General features: G+C 63.2%; 14 protein-coding genes. 6 read left to right on the top strand and 8 right to left on the bottom strand.

The window, feature by feature from the left end; translation table 11 throughout:
• Window positions 1-14 precede the first annotated feature (14 nt).
• From SINAR_RS0114540 to SINAR_RS0114530, 3 genes are all read right to left on the bottom strand, one after another.
• Window positions 15-923 (bottom strand): LysR substrate-binding domain-containing protein, encoded by a 909-nt coding sequence (locus SINAR_RS0114540; RefSeq protein WP_027999780.1) that lies wholly within the window; start codon window positions 921-923, stop codon window positions 15-17.
• A gap of 409 nt (window positions 924-1,332) precedes the next feature.
• On the bottom strand, window positions 1,333-1,953 hold the full coding sequence (locus SINAR_RS0114535) for a glutathione S-transferase family protein (protein WP_027999779.1): 621 nt from the start codon (window positions 1,951-1,953) through the stop codon (window positions 1,333-1,335).
• Window positions 1,954-2,054: 101 nt separating this feature from the next.
• On the bottom strand, window positions 2,055-3,062 hold the full coding sequence (locus SINAR_RS0114530) for an asparaginase (RefSeq protein ID WP_027999778.1): 1,008 nt from the start codon (window positions 3,060-3,062) through the stop codon (window positions 2,055-2,057).
• A gap of 71 nt (window positions 3,063-3,133) precedes the next feature.
• Between SINAR_RS0114530 and SINAR_RS0114525 the strand changes: the two genes are divergently transcribed.
• The gene (locus SINAR_RS0114525) at window positions 3,134-3,871 is read left to right on the top strand and encodes a DUF3750 domain-containing protein (RefSeq protein WP_027999777.1); all 738 of its coding nucleotides are present in this window, start codon (window positions 3,134-3,136) and stop codon (window positions 3,869-3,871) included.
• A 394-nt stretch (window positions 3,872-4,265) separates the two neighbouring features.
• Here SINAR_RS0114525 and SINAR_RS0114520 read toward each other — a convergent pair whose 3' ends face one another.
• The 3 genes from SINAR_RS0114520 to SINAR_RS0114510 all read right to left on the bottom strand — a co-directional run bounded on the left by SINAR_RS0114520 (window position 4,266) and on the right by SINAR_RS0114510 (window position 7,799).
• Window positions 4,266-5,267, bottom strand: coding sequence for an NAD(P)H-quinone oxidoreductase (locus SINAR_RS0114520; protein WP_027999776.1), 1,002 nt, complete (start codon window positions 5,265-5,267; stop codon window positions 4,266-4,268).
• Window positions 5,268-5,345: 78 nt separating this feature from the next.
• Window positions 5,346-7,142: a GGDEF domain-containing protein gene (locus SINAR_RS0114515; protein ID WP_027999775.1), complete on the bottom strand. Its 1,797-nt coding sequence runs from the start codon at window positions 7,140-7,142 to the stop codon at window positions 5,346-5,348.
• A gap of 108 nt (window positions 7,143-7,250) precedes the next feature.
• A complete protein-coding gene (locus SINAR_RS0114510; protein WP_027999774.1) occupies window positions 7,251-7,799 on the bottom strand; it encodes an HdeD family acid-resistance protein in 549 nt (182 codons plus the stop codon).
• Window positions 7,800-7,944: 145 nt separating this feature from the next.
• On the opposite strand from SINAR_RS0114510, the gene betI reads away from it, so the two are divergent.
• From betI to betA, 4 genes are all read left to right on the top strand, one after another.
• Window positions 7,945-8,553, top strand: coding sequence for a transcriptional regulator BetI (gene betI / locus SINAR_RS0114505; protein ID WP_027999773.1), 609 nt, complete (start codon window positions 7,945-7,947; stop codon window positions 8,551-8,553).
• 127 nt (window positions 8,554-8,680) lie between these two features.
• A complete protein-coding gene (gene betC / locus SINAR_RS0114500; RefSeq protein ID WP_027999772.1) occupies window positions 8,681-10,219 on the top strand; it encodes a choline-sulfatase in 1,539 nt (512 codons plus the stop codon).
• Between the two features lies 1 nt (window position 10,220).
• A complete protein-coding gene (betB, locus tag SINAR_RS0114495; protein ID WP_027999771.1) occupies window positions 10,221-11,684 on the top strand; it encodes a betaine-aldehyde dehydrogenase in 1,464 nt (487 codons plus the stop codon).
• A gap of 202 nt (window positions 11,685-11,886) precedes the next feature.
• Window positions 11,887-13,536, top strand: a complete 1,650-nt coding sequence (betA, locus tag SINAR_RS0114490) for a choline dehydrogenase (protein ID WP_027999770.1) — start codon at window positions 11,887-11,889, stop codon at window positions 13,534-13,536.
• 73 nt (window positions 13,537-13,609) lie between these two features.
• Here betA and SINAR_RS0114485 read toward each other — a convergent pair whose 3' ends face one another.
• Together SINAR_RS0114485 and SINAR_RS0114480 are read right to left on the bottom strand one after the other, a co-directional pair.
• Window positions 13,610-14,089 (bottom strand): DUF6644 family protein, encoded by a 480-nt coding sequence (locus SINAR_RS0114485; protein WP_027999769.1) that lies wholly within the window; start codon window positions 14,087-14,089, stop codon window positions 13,610-13,612.
• Complete coding sequence (locus SINAR_RS0114480; protein ID WP_027999768.1) at window positions 14,089-14,475, bottom strand: DUF6152 family protein; 387 nt, start codon at window positions 14,473-14,475, stop codon at window positions 14,089-14,091. The genes SINAR_RS0114485 and SINAR_RS0114480 overlap by 1 nt, the downstream gene beginning before the upstream one ends.
• Before the next feature lie 158 nt (window positions 14,476-14,633).
• Between SINAR_RS0114480 and SINAR_RS0114475 the strand changes: the two genes are divergently transcribed.
• Window positions 14,634-15,986: a chloride channel protein gene (locus SINAR_RS0114475; RefSeq protein ID WP_027999767.1), complete on the top strand. Its 1,353-nt coding sequence runs from the start codon at window positions 14,634-14,636 to the stop codon at window positions 15,984-15,986.
• Window positions 15,987-16,055: the final 69 nt, after the last annotated feature.

Raw genomic sequence — 16,055 nt, 5'->3', positions numbered from 1 at the left:
AAGCGGCGATCCGCTCATGCCGCTTTGGCGGCAAGCTGACGCATTCCTTCCTCGACCTCCTCGCGCACCCAGCGCTTGAAAGCGGCTGCGCCCTTGCTTTCGCGGCGTGTGGCGGACGTGACGAAGTAGTGCCCGAAGCCGGTCCTGGCGCGAATGCCGAAAGGTGCCACCAGAGACCCTTTCAGCAGGGCGTAGCCGGCAAGCGTCTGCCAGGCAAGCATCACCCCCTGGCCGGCGATGGCCGCGTCGAGCGCCAGGGAGGCGTCGTTGAAGGTGTGGCGTACCGTCATGGCCGCACCGGAGAGGCCGGCGGTCCTCAGCCACAGCTCCCAGGAAAACATCGCATGCGCGTCGATCACCGCGGGCAGTTTCAGAATGTCCGCGGGCTCGCGCAGTCCGGTGGCTAGCGCCGGCGAGCAGACCGGAAATACTTCCTGCTCGAGCAGCAGTTCCGATCGCACGCCGGGCCAGCGTCCGGCACCGACGCGGATGCCGAGATCGACATCGGAGGTCTCCAGATCGGCGAGCGTCGTGGTCGCGTCGATCCTCAGCCGGATATCGGGATGGCGCTCGGCGAAGCGGTCCAGCCGGTAGACGAGCCAACGGGCGGCAAAGACCGGCGCTACCGACACGGTCAATACCGATTCGTCACGACGACGTGCCTGCGCGACCGCCTCGGCGAGTTCTCTGAATGCGCTCGACAATCGCGTCAGCAGCGCACGCCCGCTATCCGAAACCGCGAGCCCCCGCGGCGTGCGCTCGAAGAGCGTTCGGCCGAGTTGCGCCTCCGTCTTGGCCACCTGCTGACTGACGGCGCCGGGGGTGACGCCGAGCTCCTCCGCGGCAGCAGCGAGCGAGCCCAGGCGGCCAACCGCTTCGGCCGCGCGCAAACCGTTCAGGTGAACCGTATTCAGGTCTTTCATGTAGTTTTTCTAAACTGATGCTGTGGCAATCTCAATTGCAAACTTCGACGAAGGAGCAGATGCTCTTACCAGAAGCTTGGTGAAGGCATGGGATCGGTTGGCCGGCGAGATCGCTCCTCCCCTCCCGATCCAGGCTGATCTGGCACTGAAAGGGCACGCCGATGTTGAAGTTTTTCTCAATACTGAAGCGCCCCCGGATCTCGTCCGGCAGTGTTCGAGGTCTCGCCTCCGATTGGATGCGCGACCCTCTCCAGCATCCGGATCTCTCCCGTATGGATGAACGCGAACTCGCGGACCTGCCGTTCCCCGGATGGCCATGGCCCCGCCCCGCGGCGGAAAATCTCTGCGACCGAAGGTGAGCGCCACTCGTTTGAACGCTTCGGCTCCGCCGATCCCGGGCCGGTTGCCGCTACGACTGCACTTCAGCCAGAACCTTGGCGACGGCCGGACGCTCGGCCATCCGGTTGCGGTAGTCGAGGATTCGTGGAAACCGGGCCGGATCGACGCCGTCCGACTCAAGCCAGCTTGCGATGGTGAAGAGATAGGGGTCGGCAATCGAATAGGCGTCGCCAAGGACGAAGGGGCCGACGAACATCGTGCGTTCGATCAGCGCAAAGCAATCAGCCATATTCTGCGGCACCTTGGCCCTCATCGCCTCTTGCGCGGCCGGGTCATCTGCCCACCGTGCCGCGCGACGCGCATGGGCGTGCGCCACGTGCACCGTCGAGCAGAGATAGCTCAGGAACGACTGCAGGCGCGCGAATTCGAAGGGATCGTCAAGCGGCGCGAGCCTCGCCTGCGGAAAGCTCTGGGCGATATAGGCGAGGATAGCCGGCGTCTCGGTCAGGATACCGCGGTCGGTCACGAGCGCAGGGACGCGCCCCTTCGGGTTGATGGTGAGATAATCCGGCTTGGTCTGCTCCGCCTTGGAGAAGTCGATCCGATGCAACTGATAGGGCGCACCGGCTTCTTCGAGCGCGATATGCGATGCCAGCGAGCAGGTTCCCGGCGTGTAAAACAGTTTCAGCATCGTTCTTCTCCGAAATCGTCCAGCATGTGAACATACGGTAGCGCCTAAGCTTGGCGGACAGAAGATGAAATCGCGGGGCGGCAAGTACGGTCCCGGCTTCCTCAGGCGGCAAAGGCCTCCGTCACCCGCACGTCGCCGACGTGAATTCCGTTCCAGTTGTGCATCGAGCGATTGGCCTGGGCCATCAACGCCGCATGGGTCTGCGGGGCATCCTCGAAGAAGCGCGCCAGCGTAGCTGCGACCATCGCCTCGGCGGCACGGGTGGTGCCGTCCTCGCATTTCAGCGCGATGCCGATCCCCTTCTCCGGTATCGCCGCGCAGAACACGCCTTCGGCGCCGGTCTTGGCAAAAATACGCCCGGGAGCCGTCTTCATCAGCCGCGTGCAAGCGCGCTTCGTACCGGCGACATAGAAGGGTTCGGCCATGCAGGCGTCGATCAGACGCCTCGAGGCGCGCGCCCGTTCCATCCCAAGACCCACGCCGCTCGCCATCCTGGCGAAGCCGCGGGCAAGCCGTTTCAGCGAGAGGGCATAGGTCGGGATCGAACAGCCGTCGACGCCGCAATTGTCGCGGTCAAGAATCGCGCCCGTGAGCTCCGCCATGATACCGCGGATTTCCTGCTGGATAGGGTGGTCGTAGCCGATATAGCCTTTGACCTCGGTACCGGAATGGCAGCAGGCGCAGACGAAGCCCGCATGTTTGCCCGAGCAGTTGTTGTGGAGCGCGCTCGGCGCTTCGAGCGAGCGGGCCTGCGCGATCAGCGTCTTCTGGTCGGAGGACCAATGGGCACCGCATTCGAGCGCCTGGACGTCCCGCCCCGCAGCCGCCAGCATTTTTGCGGCGAGCGCAACATGGTCCGGCTCCCCCGAATGTGACGAGCAGGCCAGTGCCAATTCCTTATCACCGAAGCCGTAGGCCTCGGCGGCTCCGCTTTCAACAAGCGGCAGGGCCTGCATTGCCTTGCAGGCGGACCGCGGAAAGATGTGAGCATCCGTTTCACCGAGGGAAAACAGCGTGTTCCCGTCACCATCGACGGCGACGATCATGCCGCGATGGCGGCTTTCGACCAGATTTCCGCGCGTGACTTCCACCAGAACGGGATTCGACATCGCCTGCCCTCAATTTTCCAAGATTCGCATATGCATCTATCAGGAATCCCACCGCAGAAAAGTCGCCGCCGATGAAATTCCTCCGCAAGCTCGCTCTCGTTTTTGCCGTTGTGTACCTGCTTCCGGCACTCGCCTCGGCGGGCCTGTGGTATTTCAAGGAACGGCCGCAGAGCTGGCGCGATGCGGATTGGTCGTCGTCCGGCATTCTGGTGGATGCGGCTGCGAGCCCGGAGGCGGCGATATACGTCTTCTCCGCGACAACAGGCGGCATGAAGGGTGCAGTGGCAAGCCATGCCTGGATCGTCACCAAAGCGGAAGGTATCCCCGCCTACACCCGTTATGAAAAGGTCGGGTGGGGCAAGCCGATCCGCAAGAACGCTTATGCGGCCGACGGACGCTGGTATTCCAACGCGCCGCGCATCGTCGTGGCAGTCAGGGGCGAGGAGGCCAAGCGCCTGATCCCGAAGGTCGAAAAGGCGATCGAGGCGTACCCCTATTCTTCGCCGGGCGCCTATCGCCTCTGGCCCGGCCCCAACTCCAACACCTTCATTGCCCACGTGTTGCGATCGGTGCCGGAGCTCGACGCGGTACTGCCGCCGGATGCGGTCGGGCGCGACTATCTGCCGGAGGGGAAACTGTTCCATGTCGATGCCGACGGCCGCGACCTGCATGCGACGCTTTACGGCCTCGCCGGCGTCTCGGCCGGCTGGCGCAGCGGCCTGGAACTGCACTTCATGGGATTGGTGGCGGGATTCGACGTGGCGCGGCCGGGCATCAAGATTCCGGCACTCGGCCGCTTCGGGATATGACATCGGCGGCGCTCGTGTTTCGATGAAACACTGAAACGCTCCAGAGCGGAATGAGGAAAGGTGTATGCGGTTTTCAGCCCGCGTTCCGCTCTCACTTCTTGGAATGGATCACGATGTTTTTAGGTCGATCCGACCTGGAACATACGCTCCATAGGAAAAGGGCCGCCCTCCGGCGACCCTTCCATGAGCTTTGGCCTCACAATGGCCGGGTGCAAAGACCCCTAAGGAAGGCGGCTATCAAGCCGAGGGCTGCCTCGACTCCTTCACCTCTCCCATGTCCACTACGAGGTCCGAAATCTCATTAGACATTGGATCACCTTCCTTTCTGTTCGTTGACGTTGATCCCAAGGTAAGCGATCTTTGCGCCAATGCAAGGGCGACCATCGTCTTATTGTCAGGCGATCCTCATTACGATCTTGCCGATATGGTCGCCCCCCTCCATCTGACGATGGGCATCGGCAATCTCCGCGAAGGGCAGCACCGTCTGGATGACCGGAGCGACTTCACCCTTCTCCAGCAGCGGCCAGACCTTTTCCGCAAGTCCGTCACGGATCGCCTGCTTCTCGGCGGCCATGCGCGGCCGGAGCAGCGAACCCATGACATGCAGGCGCTTCGTGAGAATTGGCGCGATACTGGCGCCTTCCACTCGCGCGCCGCCGAGAAAGGCAATGATGGACAAGCGCCCGTCCTTGGCGAGGCTGCCAATGTTTCGATCGAAATAGCGCCCGCCGACCATATCGAGAATGACGTCGACCCCGCGGCCACCCGTTTCCTCCACTACGACAGCCCTGAAGTCCTCCTCACGATAATTGATCGCACGTTTCGCCCCGAGCGCCTCGCAGGCCTCGCACTTCGCAGCGTTGCCGGCAGTTGCGAAGACCTCTGCACCGAACGCCCTGGCGAGCTGGATCGCGGTGGTGCCGATGCCGCTCGATCCTCCATGGACGAGAAACGTCTCGCCGGGCTTCAGGCCCGCCATGTCGAAGACATTGGCCCAGACGGTGAAGAAGGTCTCGGGCAAGGCTGCAGCCTTCACGGCATCGTAGCCCTTCGGCCAGAGTAGAGCCTGTGTTGCGGGAACGGCGCAATATTCCGCATAAGCGCCGCCATTGGCGAGAGCGCAGACCTTGTCGCCGGTCGAGAAGCCGGCCGCGCCCTCGCCGAGAGCGACCACTTCGCCCGCAACTTCGAGCCCGAGAACCGGGCTCGCTCCTGGTGGCAGCGGGTAGTCTCCCTTGCGCTGCAGGACGTCCGGCCGGTTGATGCCGAAGGCCTCCACGCGGACCAGCATTTCGCCGGGCCGGACCTCAGGCAGCGGCCCTCGCGCCAGCATCATGTTCTCCGGTCCTCCGAAGCCGGTAAGGTCGACAAAAGTCATTTCTGTGGGAGGGTTCATGGCGGCATCCTCGCTAGCGGTTCCGCCTATACCTATAGCGCTCATGCCGTTCGGGAAAGTTCCCCTCGCGTCCGCCGCTCAGGACCGGTCGAGGGACTCCATGGCGAAACCTTCTTCGCTCGCCTTGGCACGCGCCTTGATCTCCGCGATCCGCTTGCTCACCACCTGGCCGTCCGAGAGCACAAGGCCTTCCGGCAGGACAAGCACGGCGATGGAGCAGCGCATTAGGGGAAAGTCCTTCGAGACGCCGTCGCGGCCATACCCGCTGATCCGTCCCGCCGACAGGTGCTCAGGCGAGTAGAGCTGGCGGACGTCGGATCGGAAATCGTCGATCAGACGTGAAAAGACGGCCGTCATATCCTCCTCGGTACCGCCGTCGATTCCGACGAAGAAATCGTCGCCCCCGACGTGCCCCAGGAACTTTTCTTCGCCAATGAAATGGCGCCGCAGGAGCGCCGCGAACAGGGTGATCGCGAGATCCCCCTTCTGAAAACCGTAAGTATCGTTGAAGGGCTTGAAGTCGTCGAAATCGCAGTAGCAGAAGTAGCGGACCCGGTCGCCGTCCAGGATCGCGCGCTGGACGTAATCGCGGATCGTCCGGTTACCGGGAAGGCCCGTCAGCGGATTCTGCTCCTGCGCCATCTTCAACTGCTTCTCGTTGATGATCTTCAGAAGCGACGAAGCGGAGAGAATACCGGCATAGCGCATGTTCTCCGTCAGGATGACGCAGTCGCTCCCGTCCATTCCGGCGAAGATCTTCAGCATCTCGTCGGCGGGCGTGTCGAGATCCGCGATCGGCGCGGGCGTGACGAAATGCGAGATGCGGCGCTGATAGATCCGGTTCTTCAGGAGGTCGCGGCCGAAGGGATGATAGATCATCTCCTTGACGTGGTACTCGTGCAGTATGCCACGCGGTTCGCCATCGGCATTCAGCACCGGAAAGAACGGCTGGCGCGGATTGAGCCGGAAAAGGTCGAACACGGAATCGAGGTCGTCGCTCTCCCTCGCCGCCGGGAGCTGCTCGATCTCCTTCCGGATCAGGATGCTGTCCAGCGTCGATGAGGACCGCCGGACGCCCTCCGGTTGGAGATGGGGATAGACGGCCTGCAGCTCCCTAAGGTGCGTCGTCGGCCGGGCGATGAAATAGCCCTGCATCAGATCGCAGCCGAGATCGCGGCAAGCGAGGAGCTCCGCCTCCGTCTCCACCCCCTCGGCGATGACCCGCGTCCCGAGGACATGAGCCATATTGACGGTGTGGCGGACGAGATGGCGCCTGCGTGCGTCTTTGTCGATACCGGAGATGAAATGCCGATCGATCTTCACATAGTCGACCGGCTGGTCGCAGAGCAGCTTCAAGCCGTTGAACCCGGCACCGAAGTCGTCGATCGCAAGCTTGAAGCCCGCCAGCCGCAGCTGCCGTACGAGCACGGAGAAGTCCGGCATCCTGCTGCTGTCGAAGCGTTCCGAAAGTTCGAAGCAAAGCGAAGATGGAGCGATATTCGCGCGCTTCAAGTGGTTGACGAGACGTTCGACGATATCCCCCTCGCCGCCGATGAGCCTCGCATCGAAATTGAGAAAGAGCGTGCGCGCCGAAAAATCCGGGAGCTTGGCAAAGGCGGCGACGGCGCGGCTGTTGATCAGGTGCTCGAGCGCAAGCAATTGCCCCGCACTCTCGGCCTTGTCGAGCAGTTCGACCGGAGAGGCGAAGCCCAGGCGCTCGAATCCGCGCATGAGCGATTCATAACCGAACACCGCCCCGGTCGTCGCTTCTACGATCGGCTGGAGGGCATTTTCGATCACCAGTTTGGCAAGCGTCACGACTTGGTCGTCGCCGAAGCGGCGAAGCGACAGGACTTCTGCAGGGGCGGCCGACATGCCGGGCTCCAGGGATAGGACACACAAACGCGCGCCAGCATCCGAGCCGGGAGTCAACGAAATCTTTCGCCAATGTGAAAGTTTGATGAAGGTTTGGAAAAGGCCTGCTCAGCCCCTCGCAAGAACCCCGAAGGCGATCGAGGCGAGACCCTGCATGACGAGATCTACGGCGAGGAAAAGGCCCAGGATCCAAAGGCTGTCGACCGGCCAGCCGGCGGCGATGACGAGGCCGGCGAGCAGCGTGACGAGGCCGCCGATAACCATCCATCCCCAGCCGCCGAGAGGCCGGAGCCTGAAGCCCACCCAGATGCGGAAGCAGCCGGCGGCGATCAGCGCCACCGCAAGCAGAAAGGTCAGCACGGAGGAGGCGAGGACCGGGTTGATGAAGGCGAAGAGGCCTGCCGCGGCGTAGAAGGAGCCGCTCAAAACCCAATAGAACACGCTCCCCCAGCTCTTGACCTGAAAGGCGTGGGCGAGATTGAGCAGGCCGCCGATCAACATGATGAGACCGACGTAATAGACGGAGGCGACTGTCGCCATCAGCAGGTTTCCGAAGGCGATGCCGCCGCACATGATCAGAAGGACGCCGAGTGCGACGAACCATCCCCATTTTCCGGCAAGGGCTTCTCTGCCGGCGGGATCGAACGCGTGAACCATTTCAACCTCCAGTCTTGCCTGTGCGCGAGAACCCTTCCCGCTGATTGAGCCGGATTTCAACGCAAAAAGAAAGAAAAAAGCGAAGTTTTTTTGTTGATTGATTAGTCAATCAACAATAAATTGGGCATGTCAGAGGAGTTCGAGAATGCCGAAGGTCGGAATGGAGCCCGTGCGCCGCAAGGCGCTGGTCGATGCGGCGCTACGCGTGATCGGCGACCAGGGGACGCTTGCCGTTACCATGTCCGACATCGCGCGGACGGCCGGCGTCTCGCCCGCGCTCGCGCATCACTATTTCGGCAGCAAGGAGCAGTTGCTGATTGCCACGATCCGCAGCCTCCTTGGCAAGTTGCGCGACGATGCCATCGCGGCAATGAAAGCCGCCTCGACGCCGCGCGAAAGGGTGAGCGCATTGATCCGCGTGAGCTTCCGCGCCGATCAGTTCGCGCCGGAAACGGTCGCAGCCTGGCTCGCCTTCTATTCGGAGGCGCAACGGTCGGAGGAGGTGCGGCGCCTGCTCGTCATCTATGCGCGACGGCTGCGCTCCAATCTGCTCGCGGGCCTGAGATCGCTCTGCCCCGCGGATGACGCGGAGCGCATCGCCGAGGGCGCGGCTGCGATGATCGACGGGCTCTACATCCGGCAGAGTCTGAGATCGGCGCCGATCAGCATCGATGCCTCGGTGGCGCTCACGGAAGATTATGTGAGTGCGCATTTGAGGGCGAATGGTGGAAATTGCCCTTCTCCTCGGGTCTAGGGGAGGAGATCGGCGCGGCAGGTCCCTTCTCCCGCCGGCGGGAGAGGTGACGGCAGCCGGACGAGGGACAATCGCCATCCGAACCAGGCAAGACGGGCAAGAACTCGAACCATTGAGGAACCGACCAGTGACTACCGGGAAACCGAATATTCTGATCATCATGGTGGACCAGTTGAACGGGAAGCTCTTTCCGGACGGGCCTGCAGACTTCCTGCATGCGCCCAACCTGAAGGCGTTGGCCAAGCGGTCGGCCCGCTTCCGCAACAACTACACCTCGTCGCCCCTGTGTGCCCCCGCCCGTGCGTCCTTCATGGCCGGGCAATTGCCGAGCCGCACCCGGGTCTACGACAATGCCGCCGAGTACCAGTCGTCGATCCCGACCTATGCGCATCACCTGCGCCGGGCCGGCTATTACACGGCGCTTTCCGGCAAAATGCATTTCGTCGGGCCGGACCAGTTGCACGGCTTCGAGGAGCGGCTGACGACCGACATCTATCCCGCCGATTTCGGCTGGACGCCGGATTACCGCAAGCCGGGCGAGCGGATCGACTGGTGGTATCACAATCTCGGCTCCGTCACCGGCGCCGGGGTCGCCGAAATCACCAACCAGATGGAATATGACGACGAGGTGGCCTTCCTCGCACAACAGAAGCTCTACCAGCTTTCGCGGGAGAACGACGACGAGGGCCGGCGCCCCTGGTGCCTCACCGTCTCCTTCACGCATCCGCACGATCCCTATGTCGCGCGGCGGAAATTCTGGGACCTCTACGCGGATTGCGAGCATCTCTCGCCCGAAGTCGACACCATTCCCCTCGACGAGCAGGACCCGCATTCGCAACGCATCATGCTTTCCTGCGATTATCAGAATTTCGACGTGACCGAGGAGAATGTCCGCCGCTCGCGCCGCGCCTATTTCGCCAATATATCCTATCTCGACGAGAAGGTCGGCGAGCTGATCGATACGCTTACGCGGACGCGGATGCTCGACGACACGCTCATCCTCTTCTGTTCCGACCACGGCGACATGCTCGGCGAGCGCGGCCTCTGGTTCAAGATGAACTTCTTCGAAGGATCGGCGCGCGTGCCGCTGATGATCGCCGGCCCCGGCATCGCAGCCGGCCTGCATCTGACGCCGACCTCCAATCTCGACGTGACGCCGACGCTTGCGGACCTTGCCGGCATTTCGCTTGATGAAGTGAAGCCCTGGACCGACGGCGTCAGCCTCGTGCCGATGGTCAACGGCGTCGAGCGGACGGAACCGGTGCTGATGGAATATGCGGCCGAGGCCTCCTATGCGCCGCTGGTCGCCATCCGCGAGGGCAAGTGGAAATATGTCTACTGCGCGCTCGATCCGGAGCAGCTCTTCGACCTCGATGCAGATCCGCTGGAGCTCACGAATCTCGCAGAAAACCCGCGCGGACCGGTCGATCAGGCAACGCTCACCGCCTTCCGCGACATGCGCGCGGCCCATTGGGACATGGAAGCCTTCGACGCTGCCGTGCGCGAAAGCCAGGCACGGCGCTGGGTGGTCTACGAAGCGCTTCGCAACGGCGCCTACTACCCCTGGGACCACCAGCCGCTGCAAAAGGCATCGGAGCGCTACATGCGCAACCACATGAACCTCGACACTCTCGAGGAATCCAAACGCTATCCGCGAGGAGAATGACATGAGAGCCCAACCGAAAGCCTCGCACTTCATCGACGGCGAATATGTCGAGGACGCCGCCGGCACGGTGATCGAGAGCATCTATCCGGCGACCGGCGAAGTCATCGCCCGGCTCCATGCCGCAACGCCGGCGATCGTCGAGAAGGCGATCGCCGCGGCCAAGCGCGCGCAGCCGGAATGGGCGGCAATGAGCCCGACGGCGCGCGGCCGGATCCTGAAGCGGGCAGCCGAGATCATGCGCGAACGCAACCGCGAGCTCTCCGAACTCGAAACGCTCGACACCGGCAAGCCGATTCAGGAGACCATCGTCGCAGATCCTACCTCCGGCGCCGACAGTTTCGAATTCTTCGGCGGCGTCGCGCCCGCGGCGCTCAATGGCGACTATATCCCGCTGGGCGGCGACTTCGCCTATACGAAGCGGGTGCCGCTCGGCGTCTGCGTCGGCATCGGCGCCTGGAACTACCCGCAGCAGATCGCCTGCTGGAAAGGTGCGCCTGCGCTCGCCGCCGGCAATGCAATGGTGTTCAAGCCGTCGGAAAACACGCCTCTCGGTGCGCTGAAGATCGCCGAGATCCTGATCGAGGCGGGTCTGCCGAAGGGCCTTTACAACGTCGTCCAGGGCGACCGCACCACAGGCCCCCTCCTCGTCAACCATCCGGACGTCGCCAAAGTGTCGCTCACCGGCTCCGTCCCGACGGGAAAACGAGTGGCGGGCGCCGCCGCCGCCGAACTCAAGCACGTCACGATGGAGCTCGGCGGCAAGTCGCCGCTGATCGTCTTCGACGACGCCGACCTCGAAAGCGCCATCGGCGGCGCCATGCTCGGCAATTTCTATTCGACCGGCCAGGTCTGCTCCAACGGGACCCGCGTCTTCGTGCAGAAGAAGATCAAGGAGCCTTTCCTCGCCCGTCTCAAGGAGCGTACCGAAGCCATCGTCATCGGCGACCCGATGGACGAGGCGACGCAGCTCGGGCCGATGGTCTCGGCGGCGCAGCGCGACAAGGTTTTCTCCTATATCGAGAAAGGCAAGGCGGAGGGCGCGCGGCTCGTCACCGGCGGCGGCATTCCCAATAATGTGAGCGGCGAAGGAACCTATATTCAGCCGACCGTCTTTGCCGACGTCACCGACGAGATGACGATCGCGCGCGAAGAAATCTTCGGGCCGGTCATGTGCGTGCTCGATTTCGACGACGAGGCAGAGGTCGTCGCACGCGCGAATGCCACTGAATTCGGCCTTTCGGCCGGCGTCTTCACCGCGGATCTCACCCGCGCCCATCGGGTCGTCGACGGACTCGATGCCGGCACGCTCTGGATCAACACCTACAATCTCTGCCCGGTCGAGATTCCCTTCGGCGGGTCCAAGCAATCGGGCTTCGGACGCGAGAACTCGGTCGAAGCGCTGAACCACTATACCGAGCTCAAGACCGTTTATGTCGGCATGGGGCCCGTCGAGGCGCCGTATTGATGAGTTGATTGCCCCTCACCCTAACCCTCTCCCCGCTTGCGGGGAGAGGGGATTGGAGGGCGCGGCATCATCCTTCTTCTCTCATTCCGGGAGAGGGAGTGGAAGCGCCGCAGCACGATCCCTTCTCCCTGCAAGCGGGGAGAAGGTGGCGGCAGCCGGATGAGGGGCGTACCGGGACACTACGCAGAAGAAAGACACACTCATGCAGGCAGATTTCGTCATCATCGGTTCCGGCTCGGCGGGCTCGGCGCTCGCCTACCGCCTGTCGGAAGACGGCAGGAATTCGGTCATCGTGCTCGAGTTCGGCGGCTCGGATGTCGGTCCGTTCATCCAGATGCCGGCAGCGCTTGCCTGGCCGATGAGCATGAGCCGCTATAATTGGGGCTATCTCTCCGAGCCGGAGCCGAACCTCAACAACCGGCGCATCACTGCGCCGCGCGGCAAGGTGATCGGCGGCTCCTCCTCGATCAACGGCATGGTCTATGTCCGCGGCCATTCGGAAGACTTCAACCGCTGGGAGGAACTCGGCGCACAAGGCTGGGCCTATGCGGATGTGCTGCCCTATTACAAGCGAATGGAGCATTCGCACGGCGGCGAACAGGCCTGGCGCGGCACCGATGGGCCGCTGCACGTGCAGCGCGGCCCGGTCAAGAATCCCCTTTTTCACGCCTTCATCGAAGCGGGAAAAGAGGCCGGCTTCGAAGTGACCGAGGATTATAACGGCTCGAAGCAGGAGGGCTTCGGGCTGATGGAGCAGACGACATGGCAGGGCCGCCGCTGGTCCGCCGCTTCCGCCTATCTGAGGCCCGCGCTCAAGCGTCCGAATGTCGAGCTCGTCCGTTGCTTCGCCCGCAAGGTCGTCATCGAGAACGGCCGGGCGACGGGCGTGGAGATCGAACGGGGCGGACGGACCGAGGTGGTGAAGGCCAATCGCGAGGTGATCGTCTCAGCCTCGTCGTTCAATTCGCCGAAGCTGCTGATGCTTTCCGGCATCGGCCCGGCCTCGCACCTCAGAGAGGTGGGGATCGAGGTGAAGCTCGACCGTCCCGGCGTCGGCCAGAACCTGCAGGACCATATGGAATTCTATTTCCAGCAGGTGAGCACAAAGCCGGTCTCACTTTATTCCTGGCTGCCATGGTTCTGGCAGGGCGTCGCCGGTGCGCAATGGCTTTTCTTCAAGCGAGGCCTCGGCATTTCCAACCAGTTCGAGTCCTGCGCCTTCCTGCGCTCGGCACCCGGCGTGAAGCAGCCGGATATTCAGTACCACTTCCTGCCCGTGGCGATCAGCTATGACGGCAAGGCGGCGGCGAAGTCGCACGGCTTCCAGGTGCATGTCGGCTACAATCTCTCCAAGTCGCGCGGCAACGTCACGCTCCGCTCCTCCGACCCCAAAGCCGACCCGGTGATCCGCTTCAATTATATGAGCCACCCGGAAGACTGGGAGAAGTTCCGCCATTGCGTGCGCCTGACGCGCGAGATCTTTGGTCAGAAGGCCTTCGACCTCTACCGCGGACCGGAAATCCAGCCGGGCGAGAAGGTCCGGACGGACGAAGAGATCGACGCCTTTCTGCGCGAACATCTCGAAAGCGCCTATCATCCCTGCGGCACTTGCAAGATGGGTGCCAAGGACGACCCCATGGCGGTGGTCGATCCGGAAACCCGGGTCATCGGCTTAGACGGGCTTCGCGTCGTCGACTCCTCGATCTTCCCGCACATCACCTACGGCAACCTGAACGCCCCCTCGATCATGACCGGCGAAAAGGCCGCCGACCATATCCTCGGCAGGCAGCCACTCGCCCGCTCCAACCAGGAACCCTGGATCAATCCGCGCTGGGCGGTGAGCGATCGGTAGAGCACGATGTCTTCAGGTCGGCATGCGGGCGGAAAACCGCACGCAGTTTTCCTCGTCCAGCTCTAGTCCGACCTTATTCCAGGAGGAATCCGATCCAGCGGCCGGCAAAGACGGCGCCGGTCCAGGCCGTCATGGAGAGCAGCGCGGCGACGCGGACCCTCAGGGACAGCGGCCCGCCTTTGACGGCCTCGCGCCATTGCGGGCTCAGGTGCAATAAGGCCGCGTTGAGGACGCCGAGCGCGAGCAGCGTCATCTTCGTCAGGAAGGCAGGATTGCCGGCATATTCGGCCGGACGAACGCTGAAGAGGCAGAAACCGGTGGCGACGGCTAACGCGATGCCGACTGCCGCCGCGCGTGAAAGAAAGGGTCCGAGCACTCCGACGGGTACGGTGCGGAAGAAGCCGAGCAGCCGCAGATCGAGCGTCAGGATCGAGCCGACGATGATCCCGATCGAGAGTATGTGGGCGGCGTTCACGAAGATGTAGAGGGTCGCGGAGCGCCGTATCGCTGCCGCGAAGGGCAGCGCCCCGATCCACGTCAGCGCGTCCTCCATCAGTTTGTCCGTATGCGCTCCGGATAGATATCATAGACCTTGCCGGCGACGGTGATCCGCACGGCCTTCATCCTTTTCTCGTTCCGGTCGAGCGAGCGGTTGCCGAGCACGACGATCGGATCGCCGGCCCTGGCAACCCCTTCGACAAAGCCGGAACGTTCGGTGAGCCGCGGGTTGCCGAGCTCGACCCGCCAGGTGCCGTCATTCTGCGTCTCGACTTGGAGGGTCGGATGCGGCGGCGCCATCGAGATCTCGCGGATCGTGCCTGAAAGCTCCACCTGCTCTGCCTCAGCCCAGGACCAGCCGTGATGCGCATAGGCACCGGTCACGAGAAGCAGGCTCAGCAAACCGGCCGCGGGTACGGGTGACGACAAAGACGTAGCCATCGGCATTTCCTTCCCTTGCGTTGATCATGCCTGAAGATGGAGCATGCTTGAGGGGAGAACAGGCGCCCTCACCGATTGTTGAACGCCAGACGGCGGCCGGCCCGAAGTCGCAGCCTCAACGGTTTGTGTTCAAAGGCGATACTGGCTAAGAGAACATGATGCCTTCAGCCTACGCGAAATCGAAACTTCTTCGCCGGTCCAAAGTCCTTTGGGGCTCCTACGACGTCTGGCGACCGCGGCTGGTCTTTTGGGTGGGCGCAATTGCAATCGGCGTGATCAGCGTCGCCTTCGCCGAAGCTGCCGACTGGGCACAACACGCCTTCCGCCGCCTGACGGATGCCGGGCAATGGAGCTTTCTGCTACCGCTTCTCCTCACACCCGGGGTTTTCGTCCTTTCAGCCTGGCTCGCCATCCGCCTCTTCCCCAACGCCCAGGGCAGCGGCATCCCGCAAGCCATCGCCGCCCGGCATCTGCATGGCGAGGAAGAGCGCTCGCGCCTGCTGTCGCTGCGGCTCGCCTTCGGAAAAATCCTGTTGACCGTTCTCGGACTTTTCGGCGGGGCATCGATCGGCCGCGAAGGGCCGACAGTCCAGGTCGGCGCGTCGATCATGCTGCAGGCCGCCCGGTGGGGCGGCATCGCACATGCGCGCGGGCTCATTCTCGCCGGCTCCGCTGCGGGCATCGCGGCTGCCTTCAACACGCCGCTGGCGGGAATCGTCTTTGCCATCGAGGAGATGAGCCGGACCTACGAGTCGCGCGCCAACGGGCTCGTCCTGACCGCCGTCATACTTTCAGGCCTCGCGGCCTTAAGTCTATCCGGCAATTACACCTATTTCGGTACCGCCTCGGCGACCGCGAGCGGGGCGAAAGACTTCCTGCTCATTTTCGCCTGCGGCGTCGGAGGCGGACTGCTTGGAGCCGGCTTCAGCATGACCAGCCTGCGTCTGACGCGGCGTATCCGCCGGTGGGCACAGCCGGCACCTCTGAGGCGCATGCTGATGCTTGCAGCCGGATGCGGCCTCGTCACCGGCATAATCGGCGTGCTGACCGGTGGCGCGACCTTCGGCACCGGTTATGAACAGGCCCATGCGGCCGTCGGGGGCGAGGCGCTCCCCCTTTTCTTTTTCCTGGGAAAATTGTTCGCGAGCTTCGCGGCGATGATCTCGGGTATTCCCGGCGGCATTTTCGCCCCCTCTCTTGCCATCGGCGCAGGACTCGGCAGCACCATGAGTTCGCTTTTCGGAACCGGCATCGCATTGGGGGCCGTGCTCGGAATGGCCGGCTACTTCGCCGGCATCGTTCAGGCGCCGATGACCGCCTTCGTCATCATAATGGAGATGACCGGCAACCATCAGGGCGTGATCCCGCTGATGGCCGCCTCGATGCTCGGCTATATCACCTCGCGGCTTATCTCGCCCGAGCCGCTCTATCACGGCCTTTCCCGAACCTTCATCGCCCAGAGCATTCTTTTGCGCAGAAGCAGCGCGAAAAGCGAGGCCGCATCGCAATGACGCGCCGGTCGGGCGCCTTTTTCAAGGCTTTTGGGGATCAGAGAGATATTTGCTCCGATCGCGCGGCAT

It is taken from the genome of Sinorhizobium arboris LMG 14919, from assembly GCF_000427465.1.
In the GTDB taxonomy this organism is placed as follows: domain Bacteria; phylum Pseudomonadota; class Alphaproteobacteria; order Rhizobiales; family Rhizobiaceae; genus Sinorhizobium; species Sinorhizobium arboris.
This window is presented reverse-complemented; position numbering and strand designations above follow the sequence as displayed.

What these genes read in the sequence shown, in the direction of transcription:
- SINAR_RS0114485 (WP_027999769.1), bottom strand. Translation starts at nt 14,089, where the DNA reads ATGGAGGACGCGCTGACGTGGATCGGGGCGCTGCCCTTCGCGGCAGCG.
- betI (WP_027999773.1), top strand. Translation starts at nt 7,945, where the DNA reads ATGCCGAAGGTCGGAATGGAGCCCGTGCGCCGCAAGGCGCTGGTCGAT.
- SINAR_RS0114530 (WP_027999778.1), bottom strand. Translation starts at nt 3,062, where the DNA reads ATGTCGAATCCCGTTCTGGTGGAAGTCACGCGCGGAAATCTGGTCGAA.
- SINAR_RS0114520 (WP_027999776.1), bottom strand. Translation starts at nt 5,267, where the DNA reads ATGAACCCTCCCACAGAAATGACTTTTGTCGACCTTACCGGCTTCGGA.
- betB (WP_027999771.1), top strand. Translation starts at nt 10,221, where the DNA reads ATGAGAGCCCAACCGAAAGCCTCGCACTTCATCGACGGCGAATATGTC.
- SINAR_RS0114475 (WP_027999767.1), top strand. Translation starts at nt 14,634, where the DNA reads ATGCCTTCAGCCTACGCGAAATCGAAACTTCTTCGCCGGTCCAAAGTC.
- betA (WP_027999770.1), top strand. Translation starts at nt 11,887, where the DNA reads ATGCAGGCAGATTTCGTCATCATCGGTTCCGGCTCGGCGGGCTCGGCG.
- SINAR_RS0114480 (WP_027999768.1), bottom strand. Translation starts at nt 14,475, where the DNA reads ATGGCTACGTCTTTGTCGTCACCCGTACCCGCGGCCGGTTTGCTGAGC.
- SINAR_RS0114535 (WP_027999779.1), bottom strand. Translation starts at nt 1,953, where the DNA reads ATGCTGAAACTGTTTTACACGCCGGGAACCTGCTCGCTGGCATCGCAT.
- SINAR_RS0114515 (WP_027999775.1), bottom strand. Translation starts at nt 7,142, where the DNA reads ATGTCGGCCGCCCCTGCAGAAGTCCTGTCGCTTCGCCGCTTCGGCGAC.
- SINAR_RS0114540 (WP_027999780.1), bottom strand. Translation starts at nt 923, where the DNA reads ATGAAAGACCTGAATACGGTTCACCTGAACGGTTTGCGCGCGGCCGAA.
- SINAR_RS0114525 (WP_027999777.1), top strand. Translation starts at nt 3,134, where the DNA reads ATGAAATTCCTCCGCAAGCTCGCTCTCGTTTTTGCCGTTGTGTACCTG.
- SINAR_RS0114510 (WP_027999774.1), bottom strand. Translation starts at nt 7,799, where the DNA reads ATGGTTCACGCGTTCGATCCCGCCGGCAGAGAAGCCCTTGCCGGAAAA.